Origin of the sequence: Streptomyces sp. NPDC058470 (assembly GCF_042721055.1) — a bacterium.
Lineage (GTDB): Bacteria > Actinomycetota > Actinomycetes > Streptomycetales > Streptomycetaceae > Streptomyces.
This window is the reverse complement of sequence record NZ_JBHXMF010000050.1, coordinates 22953-40200: the sequence shown is the minus strand read 5'-3', so window position 1 is coordinate 40200 and position 17248 is coordinate 22953. Positions and strand designations below refer to the sequence as shown.

21 protein-coding genes and 5 pseudogenes are annotated in these 17248 nt (G+C 69.5%); 18 read left to right on the top strand and 8 right to left on the bottom strand.

Going from position 1 to position 17248, the window contains the following annotated elements; genetic code table 11:
- Positions 1 to 5: 5 nt before the first annotated feature.
- Positions 6 to 386: a DUF6479 family protein gene (locus tag ACFWP7_RS31065; protein ID WP_384388049.1), complete on the bottom strand. Its 381-nt coding sequence runs from the start codon at positions 384 to 386 to the stop codon at positions 6 to 8.
- 290 nt (positions 387 to 676) lie between these two features.
- Here ACFWP7_RS31065 and ACFWP7_RS31060 point away from each other — a divergent pair, with 290 nt between their 5' ends.
- The 6 genes and pseudogenes from ACFWP7_RS31060 (at position 677) to ACFWP7_RS31035 (ending at position 4619) form a co-directional block, all read left to right on the top strand.
- Positions 677 to 865: a malic enzyme-like NAD(P)-binding protein gene (locus ACFWP7_RS31060; protein WP_384388046.1), complete on the top strand. Its 189-nt coding sequence runs from the start codon at positions 677 to 679 to the stop codon at positions 863 to 865.
- Positions 775 to 963: pseudogene (locus ACFWP7_RS31055) on the top strand (malic enzyme-like NAD(P)-binding protein); the annotation flags it as partial. The gene ACFWP7_RS31060 and the pseudogene ACFWP7_RS31055, both read left to right, overlap by 91 nt.
- Before the next feature lie 133 nt (positions 964 to 1096).
- Positions 1097 to 1336 (top strand): hypothetical protein, encoded by a 240-nt coding sequence (locus ACFWP7_RS31050; RefSeq protein ID WP_384388114.1) that lies wholly within the window; start codon positions 1097 to 1099, stop codon positions 1334 to 1336.
- 314 nt (positions 1337 to 1650) lie between these two features.
- Complete coding sequence (locus tag ACFWP7_RS31045) at positions 1651 to 2763, top strand: aromatic acid exporter family protein (RefSeq protein ID WP_384388043.1); 1113 nt, start codon at positions 1651 to 1653, stop codon at positions 2761 to 2763.
- 630 nt (positions 2764 to 3393) lie between these two features.
- Complete coding sequence (locus ACFWP7_RS31040) at positions 3394 to 3804, top strand: hypothetical protein (protein WP_384388040.1); 411 nt, start codon at positions 3394 to 3396, stop codon at positions 3802 to 3804.
- Positions 3805 to 3890: 86 nt separating this feature from the next.
- Positions 3891 to 4619: a DUF6766 family protein gene (locus tag ACFWP7_RS31035; protein WP_384388037.1), complete on the top strand. Its 729-nt coding sequence runs from the start codon at positions 3891 to 3893 to the stop codon at positions 4617 to 4619.
- On the opposite strand, the pseudogene ACFWP7_RS31030 reads toward ACFWP7_RS31035, so the two are convergent.
- The 3 genes and pseudogenes from ACFWP7_RS31030 to ACFWP7_RS31020 all read right to left on the bottom strand — a co-directional run.
- Positions 4541 to 5017: pseudogene (locus tag ACFWP7_RS31030) on the bottom strand (CocE/NonD family hydrolase C-terminal non-catalytic domain-containing protein); the annotation flags it as partial. The gene ACFWP7_RS31035 and the pseudogene ACFWP7_RS31030 overlap by 79 nt on opposite strands.
- Before the next feature lie 556 nt (positions 5018 to 5573).
- Positions 5574 to 6271: pseudogene (locus ACFWP7_RS31025) on the bottom strand (catalase); the annotation flags it as partial.
- Positions 6272 to 6484: 213 nt separating this feature from the next.
- The gene (locus ACFWP7_RS31020) at positions 6485 to 6856 is read right to left on the bottom strand and encodes a helix-turn-helix transcriptional regulator (RefSeq protein WP_384388034.1); all 372 of its coding nucleotides are present in this window, start codon (positions 6854 to 6856) and stop codon (positions 6485 to 6487) included.
- A gap of 134 nt (positions 6857 to 6990) precedes the next feature.
- Between ACFWP7_RS31020 and ACFWP7_RS31015 the strand changes: the two genes are divergently transcribed.
- The 5 genes from ACFWP7_RS31015 (at position 6991) to ACFWP7_RS30995 (ending at position 9841) form a co-directional block, all read left to right on the top strand.
- Positions 6991 to 7746, top strand: coding sequence for an STAS domain-containing protein (locus tag ACFWP7_RS31015; protein WP_384388031.1), 756 nt, complete (start codon positions 6991 to 6993; stop codon positions 7744 to 7746).
- 96 nt (positions 7747 to 7842) lie between these two features.
- Positions 7843 to 8604, top strand: coding sequence for an LLM class flavin-dependent oxidoreductase (locus tag ACFWP7_RS31010; RefSeq protein WP_384388028.1), 762 nt, complete (start codon positions 7843 to 7845; stop codon positions 8602 to 8604).
- Positions 8605 to 8650: 46 nt separating this feature from the next.
- Positions 8651 to 8932 carry a hypothetical protein gene (locus ACFWP7_RS31005; protein ID WP_384388024.1) on the top strand — a complete coding sequence of 94 codons (282 nt, stop codon included), beginning with the start codon at positions 8651 to 8653 and terminating at the stop codon, positions 8930 to 8932.
- 138 nt (positions 8933 to 9070) lie between these two features.
- Positions 9071 to 9190, top strand: a complete 120-nt coding sequence (locus tag ACFWP7_RS31000; RefSeq protein ID WP_384388021.1) for an LPFR motif small protein — start codon at positions 9071 to 9073, stop codon at positions 9188 to 9190.
- Between the two features lie 162 nt (positions 9191 to 9352).
- Complete coding sequence (locus ACFWP7_RS30995; RefSeq protein ID WP_384388018.1) at positions 9353 to 9841, top strand: flavin reductase family protein; 489 nt, start codon at positions 9353 to 9355, stop codon at positions 9839 to 9841.
- A gap of 558 nt (positions 9842 to 10399) precedes the next feature.
- On the opposite strand, the gene ACFWP7_RS30990 is transcribed toward ACFWP7_RS30995, so the two are convergent.
- On the bottom strand, positions 10400 to 10636 hold the full coding sequence (locus ACFWP7_RS30990; RefSeq protein ID WP_384388015.1) for a hypothetical protein: 237 nt from the start codon (positions 10634 to 10636) through the stop codon (positions 10400 to 10402).
- Between the two features lie 294 nt (positions 10637 to 10930).
- Between ACFWP7_RS30990 and ACFWP7_RS30985 the strand changes: the two are divergent.
- From ACFWP7_RS30985 to ACFWP7_RS30965, 5 genes and pseudogenes are all read left to right on the top strand, one after another.
- Positions 10931 to 11602: pseudogene (locus ACFWP7_RS30985) on the top strand (YihY/virulence factor BrkB family protein); the annotation flags it as partial.
- A 289-nt stretch (positions 11603 to 11891) separates the two neighbouring features.
- Complete coding sequence (locus tag ACFWP7_RS30980) at positions 11892 to 12263, top strand: phage holin family protein (RefSeq protein ID WP_384388013.1); 372 nt, start codon at positions 11892 to 11894, stop codon at positions 12261 to 12263.
- On the top strand, positions 12260 to 12739 hold the full coding sequence (locus ACFWP7_RS30975) for a DUF3618 domain-containing protein (protein ID WP_384388010.1): 480 nt from the start codon (positions 12260 to 12262) through the stop codon (positions 12737 to 12739). Before ACFWP7_RS30980 ends, ACFWP7_RS30975 begins: the two co-directional genes overlap by 4 nt.
- A 5-nt stretch (positions 12740 to 12744) precedes the next feature.
- Complete coding sequence (locus ACFWP7_RS30970; RefSeq protein WP_384388007.1) at positions 12745 to 13011, top strand: DUF4235 domain-containing protein; 267 nt, start codon at positions 12745 to 12747, stop codon at positions 13009 to 13011.
- Positions 13012 to 13252: 241 nt separating this feature from the next.
- Positions 13253 to 14122 carry an alpha/beta fold hydrolase gene (locus ACFWP7_RS30965; RefSeq protein ID WP_384388105.1) on the top strand — a complete coding sequence of 290 codons (870 nt, stop codon included), beginning with the start codon at positions 13253 to 13255 and terminating at the stop codon, positions 14120 to 14122.
- A 16-nt stretch (positions 14123 to 14138) separates the two neighbouring features.
- Here the strand turns inward: ACFWP7_RS30965 and ACFWP7_RS30960 are convergent, their stop codons facing one another.
- Positions 14139 to 14447, bottom strand: a complete 309-nt coding sequence (locus tag ACFWP7_RS30960; RefSeq protein ID WP_384388005.1) for a hypothetical protein — start codon at positions 14445 to 14447, stop codon at positions 14139 to 14141.
- Positions 14444 to 14748 (bottom strand): annotated as a pseudogene (locus tag ACFWP7_RS30955) (DUF6247 family protein). The gene ACFWP7_RS30960 and the pseudogene ACFWP7_RS30955 overlap by 4 nt, the downstream one beginning before the upstream one ends.
- Before the next feature lie 137 nt (positions 14749 to 14885).
- Between ACFWP7_RS30955 and ACFWP7_RS30950 the strand changes: the two are divergent.
- A complete protein-coding gene (locus ACFWP7_RS30950) occupies positions 14886 to 15356 on the top strand; it encodes a hypothetical protein (protein WP_384388004.1) in 471 nt (156 codons plus the stop codon).
- A 186-nt stretch (positions 15357 to 15542) separates the two neighbouring features.
- Here the strand turns inward: ACFWP7_RS30950 and ACFWP7_RS30945 are convergent, their stop codons facing one another.
- Positions 15543 to 16271 (bottom strand): TetR/AcrR family transcriptional regulator, encoded by a 729-nt coding sequence (locus ACFWP7_RS30945; protein ID WP_384388001.1) that lies wholly within the window; start codon positions 16269 to 16271, stop codon positions 15543 to 15545.
- 96 nt (positions 16272 to 16367) lie between these two features.
- On the opposite strand from ACFWP7_RS30945, the gene ACFWP7_RS30940 reads away from it, so the two are divergent.
- Positions 16368 to 17228 (top strand): SDR family oxidoreductase, encoded by an 861-nt coding sequence (locus ACFWP7_RS30940; protein WP_384387998.1) that lies wholly within the window; start codon positions 16368 to 16370, stop codon positions 17226 to 17228.
- Positions 17229 to 17248 lie beyond the last annotated feature (20 nt).

The window sequence follows — 17248 nt, the reverse complement described above, 5'->3', positions numbered from 1 at the left end:
CCTGGTCACTTTCTGCCGGACCCACCACTTCCGAAGGAACCGCTGGAGCCGGGCTCCCACTTGGGGGCGTCCTGGCCACCGGCCCGTTTGCTCCCCGAGGCGTGAAGATTGCTCGGCCTGAGCCGCTCACTCTCGTCAGCGGCATGGGGAACCTCGTCCGGCTCCCGCACTTCCCGCACTTCCCGTACGGGTCCGGACTCCGGCAGCGTGGGGTGTTCGTCCGGCCGGGGCGGTCGCGGTTGCTGCCGTCGCACCCTCACACCGAGCCGAACCGTCCACATCAGCAGGCCCACCACGACGAGACCGCCGACAAAGGCCCCGATCGTCCCCATCGCCGCCTGCGACGCCGCCAGGTACAGGTGTTGCAAACTGTTCTGTGTCGTCATGGACGTCGGGTACCCGATCGACAAAGCAATAAGTACCGTCCCCCCTCTCGTCCGTTGCTCCGACCGCCCCTGCCGTTCCGCGTGACCTGTGCCACTGGCGGGTCCCGCTGGTCACGGCGGTATCGTCACCGCCAAGGCCCCGCTCCGCCATCGGTGACGCCCGCCGTTTCCCATTCACGCTTCTGGTTCGTGGACGTCGAGGGACCGCTGGTGGACTCGCGTGACGGGCTCAGCAAGGAGCGGCGCGTCTACGCCCGCAAGACACTGGTGGGTCGTGGGACATCGCCGAGGTGGTCCGCCGGGTGGGGCCGACCGTACTGTTCGGCCTGTCCACCGCGAAGGGCGCCTTTACCGAGGAGATCGTCCGGCATATGGCGCCCATCGGTGAGTGGCGGAGATCTTCCCGCTCTCCAATCCGACCTCCCGCTCCGAGGAAGACCCCGCCGACCCCGCCCGCTGGATGGACGGCAGGGCCATGACCGCCACCCACTCGCCGTTCTCACCGCTGAAGATCGACGGCCGTGAGGCGCCGGTGGCGCAGGCGAACAACGTCTGCGTCTTTTCGGCCATCGGCCTCGGGGTGGCCGCTGCCGTTGCGACCAGGGCCACCGACCGGATGATGGTCGCCGCCGCGCGCCGTGGGCCGGTGCGCCGCGCGATCCGCGACGGGCGACGCCGGCTCCGCGCCACTGCTGCCACCGCTGCGGGGCATGCACGAGGCCGCCCGGGAGATCGCCGTGGCCACGGCGGTGGCGGCCGTCGAGGACGGCGTCGCACCGAAGGCGACCGAGGGCAAACTCCGGACTGCGGTCACCTGCGACCCAGTGGGCCCCGCGGTACGAACCCTGACCCGGCGCGCCGGGTCAGCTCTCGGACTGAGGCGACACGACGAGGCCCGCGACAAGGCTCGCGTGGGCGTCGGCCGGCTCCGCGCCGGAGACCCGGCATGACCTACCGCCCGGCGCCACACGACCTTTTGGAAGGGAGAACCGAAATGGTCGCCGCGCGGGAGCGATGACCGTGCCCTGCCGGAATCCTCCATGGGTCCCCCTGCGATGCGGCACAAACCCGGCGCCGGGCCGACCCGACCGGCGGCCCACGACGCGCTGTCCGCCCGCGCCCGGACATCGACCGACAGCACCAACCATGTCTGCCCTGCCAGTTGCCGGGGACTCGATAGGGGTTGCCGCCGTCGGGCGGTCCGATGACGACAGGAAACGAGGCGGGAGGCCGCACATTGTCACGTGAACCGGCTCGCGTACTGATGACGGACACCGCTGTGACGGCAGGTGCCGTGCGCCGCGCGGTGACGGCGCCGGGCCCAGAGCGCGACACCGCCGTACAGGCCCTCAAGGCGGCTGGCGCCGCGTTCTGTGCCTGGGCACTGGCGGGCTGGTGGTGGCATGCGCCGCTGGCTCTGCTCGCGCCGTGGACAGCCCTGGTCCTGGTCCACAGCACCGTCTACCGCTCGGTGCGCTCGGCGATCCAGCAGTTCGCCGGCGTCGCGCTCGGCACATTCACCGCCGCCGCGGCGGCGGCGCTCACCCACAACCCGACGGCCGCGATGGCGGTCACTCTGCCGCTCACCGTGCTGATGGGCACCTATCCCCGGCTTGAGGACCAGGGCTGGTACGTGCCGACGGCCGCGGTGTTCGTGCTCGCGTACGGTACGCCCGCACCCGTCGACATCGTCCACCGTCTGCTGGAGACCGTACTGGGGGCGGTGATCGGCCTCACGGTCAACGCCCTGATCCTGCCGCCCGACCACACCCGCGGACTGGTTCGGCTGCGGACGTGGATCCCGGACCAGTTCGCACAGCTGCTCCGCGACGTGGCCGACGGGGTCGAGAAGGGTTACGGCGTCAAGGAGGCCGAGGACTGGTACGGACGCGCGCTGCGGCTCCTGCCGGTCGTGGCCGATCTGCACGAGGCTCAGCACCGCTCAGAGGAGAGCCGGCTCCTCAACCCAGGCCGGCGGCTTCGCCGTTCCCCGCCCACCCCTCCGCCCGGTGACGACGTCTACCACTGGGACAGGGTCGCCGACCATGTGGTCGCCATGCTGCGTTCCCTCGCCGACACGGCCTACGAGAACTCACGGTTCGCCGCTCCCCCGTACTCCGCCCGACGTGACCTGGCAACGCTCCTCCAATCCGCTGCCCGTGCCTGTGAGGCTGACGAGCGCCACCTCATCGCGGGGGACGAACGAGCACCACAGGCCGAATCCGCACTCGAAGAAGCCGAGTCCGCGTCCGGCAGGCTCGCCGCCGGAGTCTCGGCGGCCAGCGAAGGGGGCACCGCGTCGCTGGGCGAGCTGGCGATCATCGCGACACGGCTGCTCGGAGAACTGGCCTCGGTCACCGCCGGCCACAAGGCGTGACCGGTGCCCGGCCGCGCCGGACGGCTCGCCCGTGGAACCCCCGCTTCGACCGAGCCACAACGGGAAGCCCGTACGGCACATTCAGCAACGGTGAAATGAGCGTCATGCGCCCCACAGACGAGCATCGCCACGAACGGGGCCCTGAGCGCGACCCAAAGACGGCCGCGGAGCAGTTCGTTGACGAGTTCGGGGAGGCCTAGACCGACCCGGAGCACCGACGCCGACCAGAGCGACGGCGCGGCGGGGCCGGAGACGCCACCACGCCCAACCAGCAGGCGCAGGAGCAGGCCGCCGACGAGGACTGAGCCGAGTGCGCGGCGGGAGGGCGAGATCTGCCACGGCCGGGAGACCCGCGCACGAAGACCGCGTCTACTCCCGCCGGGTCTGCCCGTTCGTCGACTCCGCAGTCCGCGGCAGGGCGTTCCTCAACACCGCCACACGACGTTCGACCACCCGGATTTCCGGCCGTCGCCACGCCCGACGGCCTCGCCCGGACGACGCAGAGGACCGTGCAGCCGGTTCCGCTTGCGAACAGGGAGGGGTGGTTGTCCCATGAGCGGGTAGACGCATTCCACTTATTGGACCGGGCGCTCCCCGGCCCGATCCAGCCCCGGCCGCGTGGGAGGAACGATGTCAGGACGGTGGTGCGGGGTGGGCATCGCGGTGGCAACGGCCCTCGCCACGGTCAGCGGGTGCGGCACGCTGGCCGAGCGGCGGGATGCCGCCGCCTCGGAGGTCACCCGGTTCGAGCGGGCGCTGGACGCGCAACAGCCTGAACGACTGTGCGCCGCGCTCGCGCCCTCCACCAGGGAGGAACTGGAACAGTCGGCGAAGCAACGGTGCGAGCAGGCGATCGGCGAGCAGGACCTGCCCTCGGCGGGTGCCGTGCGCGGCGTGGATGTGTACGGCGACCAGGCACGGGTCGTGTTTGAGCACGACACGGTGTTCCTGGCGCGTTTCTCCGCCGGGTGGAAGGTGACGGCCGCCGGGTGCCTGCCACGTTCGCAGCGGCCGTACCAGTGCGAGATCAAGGGCGGGTGACAGGCCATGAGGACGCTTTTCCTCGGAACGCTGCTGGTGATCGCCGTCGGCCTGGTCTACTTCACGACGTTGGGACTGATGTACCGATGAGCCCCGCATCGGGCCCGGGCAAGGCCACCCCACGGGGCCGACACCGTGTCCTGCGCTTGCTGCGCCACAACAGCCTCGGTCTGTTCTTCCTGATCGCCTTCCTGCTCGCCCTGGCAGGCCAGGCCGTGGCGGGCCACGCGGACTTCAACAACCAGCTCGTCACCGACGGCATGGCACCCGTCAGCCTCGGCGTCTACCTGACGACCTCGGATTTCGCCGTCGACGTCACGGAGAACTGGCAGTCGGAGTACCTGCAGTTCTTCCTCTACATCTTCGGCACTGTCTGGCTGCTGCAACGTGGCTCCCCGGAATCCAAGGAACTCGACAAGGCCGGCACCGAGTCGGACAAGGACCAGATGGTCGGCGAGTATGCCAAGGAGGGTTCCCCGCGCTGGGCCGCGGCGACGGACTGGCGCGGACTCGTCTACTCGCGCTCCCTGGGGTTCGTCATGGGAGGCATCTTCCTGCTGTCCTGGCTGGCCCAGTCGATCACCGGCGTCGCCGCCTACAACGAACAGCAGCTGCGGCAGCTCCAAGCCCCCATCAGCTGGGGCGCGTACCTGTCCTCCGCGGACTTCTGGAGCCGCACCCTGCAGAATTGGCAGTCCGAGCTGCTGGCTGTCGCCTCCATGGCCGTTCTCGCCATCTACCTGAGGCAACGCGGCTCACCGGAATCCAAGCCCGTCGGTGCGAGCCACGGCGCCACCGGCATCGAGGGGGGATGAGGTGTGACTCCAGCCGACAGCCGGTCAATCGCCCCTGGACGCTGAGCAGCGCCGGCTTCGGCGGCGGCCGGGCGAGGGACCAGTAGAGCGTGCGGAGAAGAGGGAGAGCCTGATGCGGTGGCCGACGGGAACGCCTGGCCACTCCGTTCAGCGGGATGGTGGCGTGGTAGCACCAGCCGGGTTAGTGGCTCCGGGGACTCCGCTCTGTCGCGGCGGGTGGGGTTCCGCAGGCCGTACCGGACACGGGTCGCGGCGCCGTCGGGGCTCACGTCGGGCAGGCACGCGGCCACCATGACGACCGGTTGGTTCACCGACAGATCGAAGTCCGCGCTCGGTGAGCCGACGATCTTTAGCCGTTCGGTGAGTGGCTCGCTGCCGAAGACGAGTGAACCCGCTTCCTCTCGCGCTGGTCCGCCTGCTTTCGAGTGCCCCGCTGACGGCGGCGCCCGGTTGCGTCTCCGCCAAGGTCGCCGGGCGAAGCGATCGCAGCGGTGAAGGCTTCGCCGAGCCGGAGACCGACTTCGCGGCCCGCGTACTCGCCTTCGACCGGATCAGCCTCCGCTTTCACCACGGGCTGGACCACGTGAAGGAGGTAGCCGGCCGACAGCACGAGAGCCCCGGCTCGCCGGGCCCCGGAGCTGGGTCGTGTCTCAGTACCCAGCGGTCTGCTCAGGTCGGCGCGCGTGTGTGCCTGCGGATGTACTCGCCTTCCAGAGCTGCCTCGCATCGCCCAATCGTCAACCGCCTCCGAGATCCAGCCAGTTGGCGTCCGCCGGGCGAAGCGTCGGAAGGCCCTCGGCGGCGCGCTCGAAGATGACCTGTGCCCGGCGCTGAGGCCAGGCGAGTAGTGGTCAAAACGGTGTGCGAGTCTGGCAGCGGCCCTGAGGCGCCAGACCGCTCACAGCAAGACCGGCGCCCGGCGCGGGAGCCGGCCCCTTTCGCAGCACGGCGCGTTCAACGGGTCACGACGTGCCGTTCGTCGGGTACGCAATGAGTCATGGTCAGGCCCTCCGCGTCGCGCGGCGGGTTCTTCCCGAGGTTAGCCAGTCGCTCGCGGTCCTCGTCCGTCAGGTCCTGGAAAGCCAGCGGCTCCAGTTCCGCCACGTCCCGAGGGCCGATTCCCAGACCTTCGCCGACCTTCAGGCCGAGGTCGTCCACAACCAGGAGGAAGTGCCAGACCATGCGCTCCTGTAACGGACGATCGCGCTGGGAGAGCAGGCCGACGAAATTGCGCATCAGGTCCTCGCGCTCCCACTCCTCCATGAGCAGGTAGCGCTGGCCCGTCTGCAGATAGTCGTTGGTACGCGGGATGCGCTTACGGGTGAGCCGTCCCCGGATCTCGGGGCCCTGTTCGTCGTGGGTCGGATAGGTGACCTCCCGGAGGCCGCCACGTAGGAAGGTTCGTAGTTGACGTCGGGGTTCTCGCCCTCGCCGTCGACGTGGTAGGTCATGAGGCCGTCGCGCTGGTTGGTGCGCACATCGGCGTTCTTGGTCTGGTTGACCGGCAGTTGGAGGTAGTCGGGGCCGACGCGGTGGCGCTGCGTGTCACTGTAGGAGAAGGTGCGGCCGACGAGCATCCTGTCGTCGGAGAAGTCCAGTCCGTCGACGAGGACACCCGTGCCGAAGGAGATCTGCTCGTTCTCGGCGAAAAACATCCGGGCGCCCTGGAAGCGGCCCTCGACAGGTACGAGCCCACCCCTCAGATTCCCGGAACCCCGCCCCCATTGTGATCCGCGGTTCGTTTGCGGCGACCCCAGCCCGGGGTCGGGCGGGGAGGCAACCCCACAGCCCACTCCCCTTGACCACCCAGCACCTGCCGGGCCCCTTGCCGCACGCTTCAAACAGCGGCGCGCGGTCGAGCCACCTCACCTGGCGGATTCGGAATCATGCTCGCGCGGCCGTACTGTCCGCGACCGCGGCGACCGTCCGTCACGCTGATCGTCGTGCCGCGTGAGGGCCGACAGCAGCACTTCGACCGTCATCCCCGCCTCGGCCGGATGCCGCAAGATGGTTCCCGGCTGGATCCGATACGCATTGGTCCGCCCCTCCCGCGTGCGGGTCAGATAGCCGTCCTCCTCCAGATCCGAAATGATCTTCTGTACGGCCCTCTGGGTGAGCCTGCACCGCGCGGCGATGTCACGGATGCGGATACGGCGATCCTCGGCGATCGCGGCCAGCACCCGGGCATGGCTGGTGAGAAACGTCCATCCCGCATGTGTCTCGGATACTCCACCCATGCACCCCAGCTTAGGGCGAAACATTCGCGCATTCAAAGGCGCGAACTATATTTCAGGTATCTCTTGACGTACCTCGTGCGCCGGATGAAACTTGTACCGGGAAAGGACAGACGAACGCTCCGGGAGCGACTGTCATGTCAGAACACGACCTCTCCGCGCCGCCCGGGAGCGGCAGCCCGGCTGTCTGTGCAACACCGCGCGTTCCAGCGGCGGTTGCCCTGTCGGCCCTCCTGGAGATCGTGACGCATCCGGCCGGGACCCGGACGGTCGTGACTGTCTCCGGCGAGATCGACATCGATACGGAACAGACGTTGCAGCACGCTCTGCGCCTGGCACTGGCCCGGTCGCCCGAAGGCGTGGACCTCGACCTGGCCGGAGTCGGCTTCTGCGACTGTTCCGGCCTCAATGTCCTGCTGCGCGTTCGCCGGCTCGCCCTGGCGGACGGCAAGACGCTCGGCGTGCGGGCTCTCAGTCCGTGGGTCGAGAGGCTGTTCACCCTTACCGACACGTCGTCGCTGTTCACTCACGCCCGTGCGCCCGTCAACGGGGTGGTCAACGCCTGGCACGAACATTCCGCTGCGACACACAACCCCGTGGAGGAGAACGAGGTGCCCGACGAGGCCGAGGAACTGCGCGTCGAGGTCGTGCAGCTCAAGCGCGCCATGCTGACCCGGCCGGTCATCGACCTGGCGCGCGGAGTCCTGATGGCCTCCTTCGGCCTCAGCCCCGACGACGCCTGGAGTGTCCTGGTCGATGTCTCCCAGCACACCAACACCAAACTCCACCAGCTCGCCGAAGAACTCGTCGACTCGGTCAACGGAGCGCCGCTGCCCGACCACCTGCAGGAGCGGATCACCAAGGCGGTCGCCGAGCTCTCACGCCCCGCGTAGAACGGACGCTTCCCGGTGCGCTGCGCGACCACCCGGAGCACGGCACGATCCACTGCGCAAGGAGCGCCATGACAGACTTCGAATACTTCCTGTCCTGTGAGAACACCGTCCCGCCGAGTCGGCGGAACGGGCCAGGACGGCGGAACAGGCCGGGATACCTCACTGTCGTTCTCGGACCACTACCACCCACCCCTGGAACGACAACCAGAGGCAGAGTCCTTCGTCCGGTCCGTGATCGACGCCCTCTCGCAAGCCGTCCCACTGCCCGTGCAGACCGCCGCGACCTGCCCCCTCACCCCTATACGCCTGGCCGCCGTCGCCCAGACGGCGGCCACCGACGCCGTACAACTGGATGACCGCTTCCGGCTCGGCATCAGCAGCGGCAAGGCGCTCAACGAACACATCCTCGGTGACGCCTGGCCCGAGGCCGACGTCCGCCTGGAGAAGCTGGAGGAAGCGGTGCAAGTGACGCGCGAGCTGCCCACCGGGGAACAGACCGGTCACCGGGGCAAGCACTACACCGTGGAGAACGCCCGACTGTATACAGTCCCGACGAACCCACCCCATCGACGTCTCCGCCTTCGGCCCGCACGCCGCCGAGGCCGCCGGCCGCATCGGAGACGGCTTCATCACCATGGCGCCGGACACCACCGCCATCGAACGGTTCCGACGCAGCGGCGGCTGAACCAAACCCGTTTCCACGGGACTCAAGGCCTGCCGGGCAGCCCCCAAGGACGAAGTCGTCCATACGACGCACCACCTCCGGGCCGACCAACAACTCCCCGGCGAACCCGACCCGCCCAACTCCTGCCCACCCCAGAGGCCCGGAACCCGCTGAGCCAGGTGCGGACACGATGACCGCGGCCCCGCCGTGCTGCTCGTCGCGTCCCTCACCGTCGGCGCGGTGCCCGGCTTCGCAACCGCCGTCGGACACGTAGTGTCCGGCCGGGCCGCCGCCTCACCGCACTGGACTCTCACCCGGGTGCTCCCTGGCCTCACCTCGACACTGCTGGCCCTCGGCCTCGCCGCGCTCGCCGTGACGCGCTCGAAGCTGCTGGGCGAGCGGCCATGGACGGCTCCGCTACGACGCCTGCAGTCCGGCCACATCGGCGACTACGTGGCCTGGATGCTGATGGGCACGACCCTGCTGACGGTGCTGGCCCTCCCGGGCATCCTCAACGGCTGAGCCGACGGGAGAAGCGGTGCGGGACCGACGCAGCGTCGAGCCGGGCCGGGACGCCCTTTCGCCACCGAGTACCTGATGCCCCGGCGGGTACTCGTCACTGACATCTACCCAAGACGTAGACAGATCCTGGAGGTCTCCATGCTCCGCGCCATCGCAGACGTGCTCCGCAGCATCGGCAGTGCGATCGCCACCGTCGTTACGCTGCCGTTCCGGGCACTCGCCCGGCTGTTCGGCGGAGCGTCGCGTTCCGCGCACTGACGACCTCCATCAGCGGGCCGGAAGCCACTTGGCGACGACTCCTGCCGAACTCCTCGCCGAACCGCCCAGTTCCGAGCACTGCGCGAGGACCGCAGTGCGAGATCGCTGAGACGGCCGAACATTTCCGCAGCATCCGATCCCTTGAGCCGGGAGCCACGTACCGTGACCGATCTCGATCCGTTCACCGACCTGCTCGACTGTCCGATGTACGTCGTCACCGCCGAGGCCGCCGGTGAGAGGTCCGGCTGCCTGGTCGGGTTCGGTTCGCAGTGCTCGATCCGGCCCGCCCGGTTCGTGGTCTGGTTGTCCAGGGCCAATCACACGTACGGCGTGGCTGAGCACGCCGAGCGGCTCACGGTCCATCTCCTCCACCGGGACCAGGACCGACTGGCCCGGCTCTTCGGCGGCGAGACCGGCGACCGGACTGACAAGTTCACCGACGTCCCCTGGCACCCGGGACCAGGCGGGTCCGTGATCCTCGATGAGGCACCCGCCTGGTTCGTCGGTCGCGTGGAAAGCCGGATCGACGGCGGCGACCACGTCGGATTCCTCCTCGCTCCGGAGGCGGCGGAGAACCTCGGAGGCAACCCAGGCCCTCCACTGTCCCTGAACGACGCCCGCGGCATCACCCCGGGCCATCCGGTGAACTGACCAGGGCTCCCGACGCGCCGGATCCCGTCCCGCGACTCCCACGCGGAACACGGATCGCCGCGCAACAGCCTGAACGACCCCTGAGCGAGCCGGCTCCGTTTCCTCTGCGGCCTACGGCCCGGGAGCGACGAGCGTCGTCGTGCGTTCTGGGCCCGTACGCATGGTGTCCGTCACCGCCGCAGGGCGGCCCATCCTCGGATTTGAGCGAACAGGTGGGGTTGCGTGGTCGATGAGGGGGACTCGCATGCTCACGAGAAGCCCTCCGCCACCATCGGAAGGCAGCCACGGTGGGCTCAGCGGGCCATCAAGAGGTTCTCATGGACAACCCACGAGACGAGGAACCCTACTCACGGGACCGTCCGCCCCGCTCTACCCGCCGGGGGGCCAGCCGCGCTGGGGGCGAAACCCATGGCTCCGGTGAAGCACCGCAGCCCTTGGCTGGTCGCCGCGCTCGTCATCGGGGTCATCGCGCTGATCGTCATCGGTATCGCCTTGTTTCCCTGACGGGAAGACACGAGGCAGGCTCTCTCTGCGATTGCCTCGCGGACAAGGTCCTGCTCAGGCTCCGTCCAGGCGCGAACGCAGAAGCCGCTTGCCGATGTCGGCACCCTTGCGACTGTCCGCCTGGGCCTTGCGGAAGAGATCCGCGACCTCGGTGTCCTTCTCGCGCTCCGCATCCGCGATGTACGTCTCCAACCGCAGCGCGTTGCTCAAGCACGCTTCCACATACCAGATCAGGTTGTAGTCCTTGTCCGGCGTTCCCGTGGCGCCACCGGTCTCCGTACTGCTGGTCATACGAGTCTCCTTCAGGTTCCGGGGCCTTGCCCCTGCGGTCCGGGGCGGGTACCCGCCCCGCCCCGGCGCACACTCCGGCAGGCCGCGTGCGTGGACGAGGCCCGCCTGGATACGCGGAGTGCAGGAACCTGAGTCCAGGCGGAAGGTGATACGCACCATGGGGAGCCGGAAGCAGGACGACGCCATGGGTGACGAGGTCTACCAGCCCGAAGAACTCGACGGCCGTGAGGTCGAGGGCGCCCTCGACCCTAAGGACACGCACACCGACCGGTGCAGGGCCCTACGAGGAGGACCGGCGTCGGTTCGGTCATGGCGATCGCCGGCATCGCGCTGGCCGTGTGGTCGGCCTCCGGCTACGTGGCGGCGTTCCTCCGCGCGGCGAACGCCGTCTACGACATGCCCGAAGGCCGGCCCGTGTGGAAGATCCTTCCCATCCCCGTAGCCCTGACGGTCGTACTGGTGGTTCTGGCGGTGATCAGCGCGTTGATCGTGGACTTCACCGGGGGCCTGGCCCGGCAGGCCGGCACGGCCCTCGGGGTCGGCGACGCCGCGCTGACGGTGCGGTCGATAGCGAAATGGCCCGCGCTGGTCGTCCTGGTCACGGTGATGATCGCGATCCTGTACTGGTCCAGCCCCCACGCGAAGGTGAAGGGCTTCCGGTGGATCGCGCCCGGCAGCTTCACCTCTCTGGGGATCTGGCCGGCCGCCTCCGCCGGGTTCGCCTTCTACGTCGCCAACTTCGCTTCCTACAACAGGACTTACGGAGCCATGGCTGGCGTCACCGTCTTCCTCCTCTGGCTGTGGATCACCAACCTGGCTCTTCTGCTGGGCCTGGAGATCGACGCCGAGACCGTACGCCAGCGAGCCGTCGCGGGGGGCCTGCCGCCGACGGCCGAGCCGTACACCCAGCCCCGCTCCACGCACACGTGGGACGAAGCGGACGTACGCAGGCCGAGTGAGGGATGAAGCATCCACGGCAGGCAGCGGGAAGACCGCCAGGTCCGGACTTGCTGCCCCGCGCGGGCATAGTGGTCCCGCCGTGGACGAGAACACCGAGCGGCCGCGCCCGAACCCTCAGGCCGCTCCCTAGCTCTGAACTCGCCCGTCCGGGGTACTCGCACGGTCATCGGACAGTCGGGCGCGTGCCTGCGGCCCGGCCCGCAGGCGCCCACAAGGAGAGGAGATGACCCCTGTGTCGAACACACAGCCACACGTCGCGGACTCCCGCAGTACGGACCGCTCAGTCCAGGAACCGATGAGCGAGCTGGTGCAGCGAGCCTCACACCAGCTGACCGAGCTGGTGCGGGGCGAACTGCGGCTGGCGCAGGCCGAGATGAAGGAAAAGGGTCAACGCTACGGCAAAGGCGGAGGTCTGTTCGGCGGCGCGGGCGTCGTCGGCTTCCTGATGCTGCAGGCGCTGGTCGCCACCGCGATCGCCGCGCTGGCGGTGCCGCTGCCGGTGTGGGCGGCGGCGCTGATCGTCGCGGCGGTTCTGGGCGTGATCGCCGGGGTGCTGGCTCGGAGTGGGAAGAAGCAGGTCGGCCGTGCCGCGCCGCCTCTGCCCGAGGAGACGATCGACAGCGTGAAGGCCGACGTGACCGAGATCAAGGAGAGTGTCCGGCGATGACTCAGCCGTCCGACAACCAACCCAGCGCTACCGGCCCCGAAGAATTCCGGAAGCAGGTCGAACAGGTCCGGACCGAACTCGGTCAGACGGTCGAAGCGCTGGCGGCCAAGGCCGACGTCAAGGCGCGCGCCAAGGAAGAAGTCGCCGAGGCGAAGGAGCAGGCCGCCGCGAAGGCCGGCGACCTCAAGGAGCAGGCCGCCGTCAAAGCCAGGGAACTGAAGGCGAAGGGCGCCGATTTGGCCCACCAGGCGCAGGACAAACTGCCCGACCCGGTCAGGGACAAAGCCGCCCAGGCTTCCGGGCAGGCCCACGCCGCGGCGGCCCAGGCCGGCCGCGTATGGCAGGAGAAGGCGCCCGAGCCGGTACGGCGGAAGGCGGCCCAGGGAGCGGGGCTGGCGCGGGACAACCGCACCGCGCTGCTGGCGGCGGCCGGCGTCGCCGTCGCGGTGTGGCTGACCTACCGCCGGAAGGGGTGAGCCGGGTGAAGGCATCGAAGATCGCCTACAAGCCCGTCGGCCTGGCACTCGGCGCCGTCAGCGGCATGGTCGCCGGAGCCATGTTCAAGCAGGCGTGGAAGGTGCTCGGCCACGACGCGGATGCCCCGGACGCCACCGACGAGGAACGCTCCTGGGGCGAAGTACTGCTCGCCGCCGTACTGCAAGGCGCGATCTTCGCCGCGGTCAAGGCATCCGTCGACCGCGCAGGCGCCGCCACCACCCGTCGCCTGACCGGAACCTGGCCCGGCTGAGGCCCAAGGGAAGGGGAGGGAAGCGCCGGAGGCCACGGAGCCCAACTCTCCCACCCTCTGATCGGCTGCCCCGGGCCACGGCCACGGTCCTTCGCCAGGGCCGCGCCTTCCGCGGCCGGGCTCCGGGACCCCGCGTCCGCCATGCGGGCGCATCTGTGACGAGACGTGCGCCCGTGCGGTGTCCACGAAAGCAGGGCAGCGCTGCCAGGGCGGTGACAACGCGGTAGGAGAGGGGTCGGTCTTGTTCGAGGGCTTCGAGACCAGGTGGGTTCAGCTCGATGAAGCGTCGGTCTTCGTCCGCCACGGCGGCGAGGGGCCGCCGGTGGTACTGCTCCACGGCCATCCCCGGACGTCCTCGACCTGGCACCGCGTAGCACCCCTTCTTGTCCGGAGCGGCTTCACCGTCGTCTGCCCCGACCTGAGGGGGTACGGCCGTTCCCGCGGTCCGGTTGCCACGAAGGACCACGCGGGACACTCCAAGCGAGCGGTCGCCGGTGACGTGGTCGCGGTCATGCGCGCGCTGGGCCATGACCGGTTCAGGCTGGCCGGGCACGACCGAGGAGGCGCCGTCGCGTTGCGTCTCGCGCTCGATCACCCCGGCGCGGTCTCGCGGGTGGCACTGCTCGACTGTCTTCCCCTCACCGAACACCTGACGCGCATCACGGCCGAGTTCGCCACGCGATGGTGGCACTGGTTCTTCTTCGCCCAGCCGAACATTCCCGAGCGGGTCATCAACGCGGACCCGGACAGCTGGTACCGCGGCGACCCGCACAGCATGGGCCAGGAGAACCACGACGAGTGGCGGGAGGCGACACGGAACCCCGCCGTGGTGCGCGCCATGCTGGAGGACTACCGGGCCGGCCTGACCATCGACAGACGGCACGAGGAGGAGGACCGGGACGCCGGCCACCTCATTCGCTGCCCGGCGCTGATCCTGTGGTCCCTCCGGGACGACCTTGAGCATCTCTACGGCGACCCCCTCGAGATCTGGCGCCGGTGGGCGGACGACGTCCGCGGCCACGGCATCGACTCCGGTCACCACATGGCCGAACAGGCACCGGACGCCCTCGCCGCCTCCCTGGCGGACTTCTTCGCTGACGAGCCCGAGTGAGAACCGGAGTCCTCGCTCAGCCGCCGGCCCGGTGGGCCGGCGCGGAGAGGTGGTCCAGGACCAGAGCCTGGTCCTCGCCGACGGCGGGGACTCTCCCGCGTCCAGGTAGGAGGCGGCGCTCACGCCCAGGTCGCGCCGGGCCCTCAACGAGCAGGCCTTGTCGAGCGCTGCGTTGACGCGCCGGCGCTGTGGCGGACCCGGCCTCGATGTCGCCCTGTTCGACATCCAGGACGTCCCAGACCATCTGCACCGCCTGCTCGGGCCGTGCGGCGAGCACCTTCGCGGCGGGCAGCGACAGCCGGACCGCGTGCGGCTGACTGCTCACCGGCGCCTGCTCCTGATCTCCTCCAGGTCGACGAAGGCGGTGTCGTCCTTGCCGGAGGCGAGGACGGCGTCGACCGCCGGGGCGGAGGCGACGCGGGCCTGCCAGACCTGGACGACCTCATACAGGGCGGCTAGGGAGAAGGTCCGGCGCGACTCTTCCAGCGCCGCCGTCCACTCCTGCTCGAAGGCGGGCACCCACCGGTCCGCACGCGGTCGGCGCGCAGCTGCGCAAGCAGTTCGGCCGGAGCCCCCGGGGCGAGTGCGTACGGCGTGACGGGTGCGTAGTCGGGCTGCACGCTCATCGGCTGTTCCACCCGGCGGGTCGTACCACCACGGTACGCACGCGGGGTGTCCGTGGATGCGGGCATGGACGGATCCCATCGCCAGGCCGACGCGCGCACTCTTCTCAATCGGCGAGAACTCGTGTTGTTCTACCGGCGTGGCCAGCATCCTCACGAGCGTGGTTGCAGTTGTCGGCACCTTGCTGGGCGTAGCGCTGAGCTATGTCATTCAGCGGAAGATCAGTCAGCGTGGAGAGTCATTCGCCCGGGAACACTGGCTACTGCAAGAACGTGTTGCCGCCTACAGCGCCTTCGCCGCTGCGCTGGCCACCCACCAACGTGGAGCCCTCGATCGGTGGCACCGCCAGGACGAGTCGCCGGACAGCCAGGAGGCCGTCGCAGCGCGGCTGGAATATCACCGCCACCGTTACGTCGCACGCCAAGAGCTGTTTCGGGTGCGCCTTCTCGCGCGTGATCCGGACCTCGTACAGCTGGCTGAAGACGCGCTGGAACGCGTAAAGGCCATCCCCAGAGCAGCTGACGGCCAGGAACGCCACGCTCGGCGTGACGTCGCCCTCGAAGCTATTACGGACTTCATGGAAGCCGCAGGGACGCAGATCGCCCCCTAGGTGTATTGACCACGAGCGTTGTCAACTGTGGGCGGCGGAGATGTGATCAAGGTTGGCGGCACGTTATGGGCAAGGGGGAGTCGGCCGGAGTCGCGTGGTCGCCCACTGTCTCATCCCGTGGACGCGGCTTCATCGCACGATCTCTCCTCGGGAGGTTCAACCTGCACGAGGGCGCCTGACGCGTGATCAGGCATGTTGCGCGCCGCCGTCCGCCGCCAGGCGCGTGAGCCACTCACGCAGCAGGCGCTGCTCGGCGTCGCTCAGGACATCGGCACCGTCGGGGAGGGCGGCGCGCAGCGCGCGGGCCGCCGCGGGGGGACCGGACTCCGAGGCGGGGACCACCGGCTCGGCGCGAGTGACAGCCGCGACCATGGACTCGCGCAGGATGGTCAACAGCGCCGGATTGCGGCGGTCCGCAGGGGTGGAGTGCCAGGTGGTGACCGCGCCCTGGCCGGTTGCCTGGATGATCTGGGCGGCCAGCTCCTCGTCGACCCGCAACCATCCCCTGGCCGCCAGTCGACGCACCCGCCCATGGAGGATCTGCAAGCCCGCGCGGTGTGCTGCGTCCGGTCCCCGGCCGATGGCCCTGTTCATCACCGCGAACAGCTCGGGGCGGGAGACCCCGAACTCGACCACCATGTCCCAGCCGCGGCGCAGCTCCTCCACCGGGTCCTGTGGGGCGGGGTCGAGCTGTGCGCGTTTTCTCTCCAGGAACTGCGCGTAGCCGTGCTCGGCGACGGCCTCGAGAAGCCCCTCCTTGTCGCCGAAGAGGCGGTAGATCGCCGGCGGCTGCATTCCGGCCGCGGCCGCGACCGCGCGGGTGCTCACCGCGTCAGGGCCGCCGTTCTCCAGCAGCTCGACGGCGGCCTCGACGATGCGGCGCCGAGGGCTGTCGGTTGAGTCGCGCGTTGCCATGAACCGATGGTACCGAGGATCTGGTTCCATCGGAATTTCCAGTGTTACCGTAACTGTGATTCCATCGGAAACAGGAAACAGTCTACGGAGAACTCAATGATCATCGTTACCGGAGCCACCGGAAAGCTCGGCCGCCGCACCGTCGAGCGCCTCCTGGAGCGCGTCCCCGCCGACCGCGTCGGCATCAGCGTCCGCGACCCTCGCAAGGCCCAGGACCTCGCCGACCGCGGCGTCCGCGTCCGGCAGGGCAGCTTCGACGACCCCACCTCGCTCGTACACTCCTTCGAGGGTGCCGAGCAACTGCTCCTCGTCTCCCTCGACCGCACAGGCCAGGAGTGCGTCAGAGGCCACCGGGCCGCCATCGACGCCGCCGTGCAGGCCGGCGTCGGCCGCATCCTCTACACCAGCCAGATGGGCGCCGCCCACGACGCCCGCTTCCAGGCATGCCGGGACCACGCCCAGACCGAGGACCTGCTGCACGCCACCGGGCTGCCCTGGACCGCGCTGCGCAACGGTTTCTACGCCTCCAGCGCCCTGCAGTTCCTGGAGTCCGCTCGCCACACCGGCGACATCGCCCTCCCTGCCGACGGCCCCGTCGCCTGGACCGGCCACGATGACCTCGCCGAGGCCACTGCGGTGATCCTCGCCGAGAAGGCTCGCTTCGAGGGGCCCACCCCGCCGCTCACAGGCCCGGCGGCGCTCGACTTCGAGACCATCGCCGAGATCGCGTCCGAGACCACCGGACGGCCCTTCACCCGCACCGTCGTCCCCGACGACGTCTTCCGAGAGCAGGTACTGGCGCACGGCGCCCCGGCCCCGATCGCCGACCTGATGCTGAGCATCTTCGCCGCGGCGCGGAATGGCGAGTTCACCGCTGTCGACTCGACGCTGGCCGAGCTGATCGGGCGAAAGCCCGCCACCTTCCGTACCCAGCTGGGGCGTGCCTGGGCCGAATAGATCCAGAGGGCGTCTGAAAA

What these genes read in the sequence shown, in the direction of transcription:
- ACFWP7_RS31015 (WP_384388031.1), top strand. Translation starts at nt 6,991, where the DNA reads ATGTCAGAACACGACCTCTCCGCGCCGCCCGGGAGCGGCAGCCCGGCT.
- ACFWP7_RS31040 (WP_384388040.1), top strand. Translation starts at nt 3,394, where the DNA reads ATGTCAGGACGGTGGTGCGGGGTGGGCATCGCGGTGGCAACGGCCCTC.
- ACFWP7_RS30975 (WP_384388010.1), top strand. Translation starts at nt 12,260, where the DNA reads ATGACTCAGCCGTCCGACAACCAACCCAGCGCTACCGGCCCCGAAGAA.
- ACFWP7_RS31035 (WP_384388037.1), top strand. Translation starts at nt 3,891, where the DNA reads ATGAGCCCCGCATCGGGCCCGGGCAAGGCCACCCCACGGGGCCGACAC.
- ACFWP7_RS30945 (WP_384388001.1), bottom strand. Translation starts at nt 16,271, where the DNA reads ATGGCAACGCGCGACTCAACCGACAGCCCTCGGCGCCGCATCGTCGAG.
- ACFWP7_RS30980 (WP_384388013.1), top strand. Translation starts at nt 11,892, where the DNA reads ATGAGCGAGCTGGTGCAGCGAGCCTCACACCAGCTGACCGAGCTGGTG.
- ACFWP7_RS31050 (WP_384388114.1), top strand. Translation starts at nt 1,097, where the DNA reads ATGCACGAGGCCGCCCGGGAGATCGCCGTGGCCACGGCGGTGGCGGCC.
- ACFWP7_RS31020 (WP_384388034.1), bottom strand. Translation starts at nt 6,856, where the DNA reads ATGGGTGGAGTATCCGAGACACATGCGGGATGGACGTTTCTCACCAGC.
- ACFWP7_RS31065 (WP_384388049.1), bottom strand. Translation starts at nt 386, where the DNA reads ATGACGACACAGAACAGTTTGCAACACCTGTACCTGGCGGCGTCGCAG.
- ACFWP7_RS31000 (WP_384388021.1), top strand. Translation starts at nt 9,071, where the DNA reads ATGCTCCGCGCCATCGCAGACGTGCTCCGCAGCATCGGCAGTGCGATC.
- ACFWP7_RS31045 (WP_384388043.1), top strand. Translation starts at nt 1,651, where the DNA reads ATGACGGACACCGCTGTGACGGCAGGTGCCGTGCGCCGCGCGGTGACG.
- ACFWP7_RS30990 (WP_384388015.1), bottom strand. Translation starts at nt 10,636, where the DNA reads ATGACCAGCAGTACGGAGACCGGTGGCGCCACGGGAACGCCGGACAAG.
- ACFWP7_RS30940 (WP_384387998.1), top strand. Translation starts at nt 16,368, where the DNA reads ATGATCATCGTTACCGGAGCCACCGGAAAGCTCGGCCGCCGCACCGTC.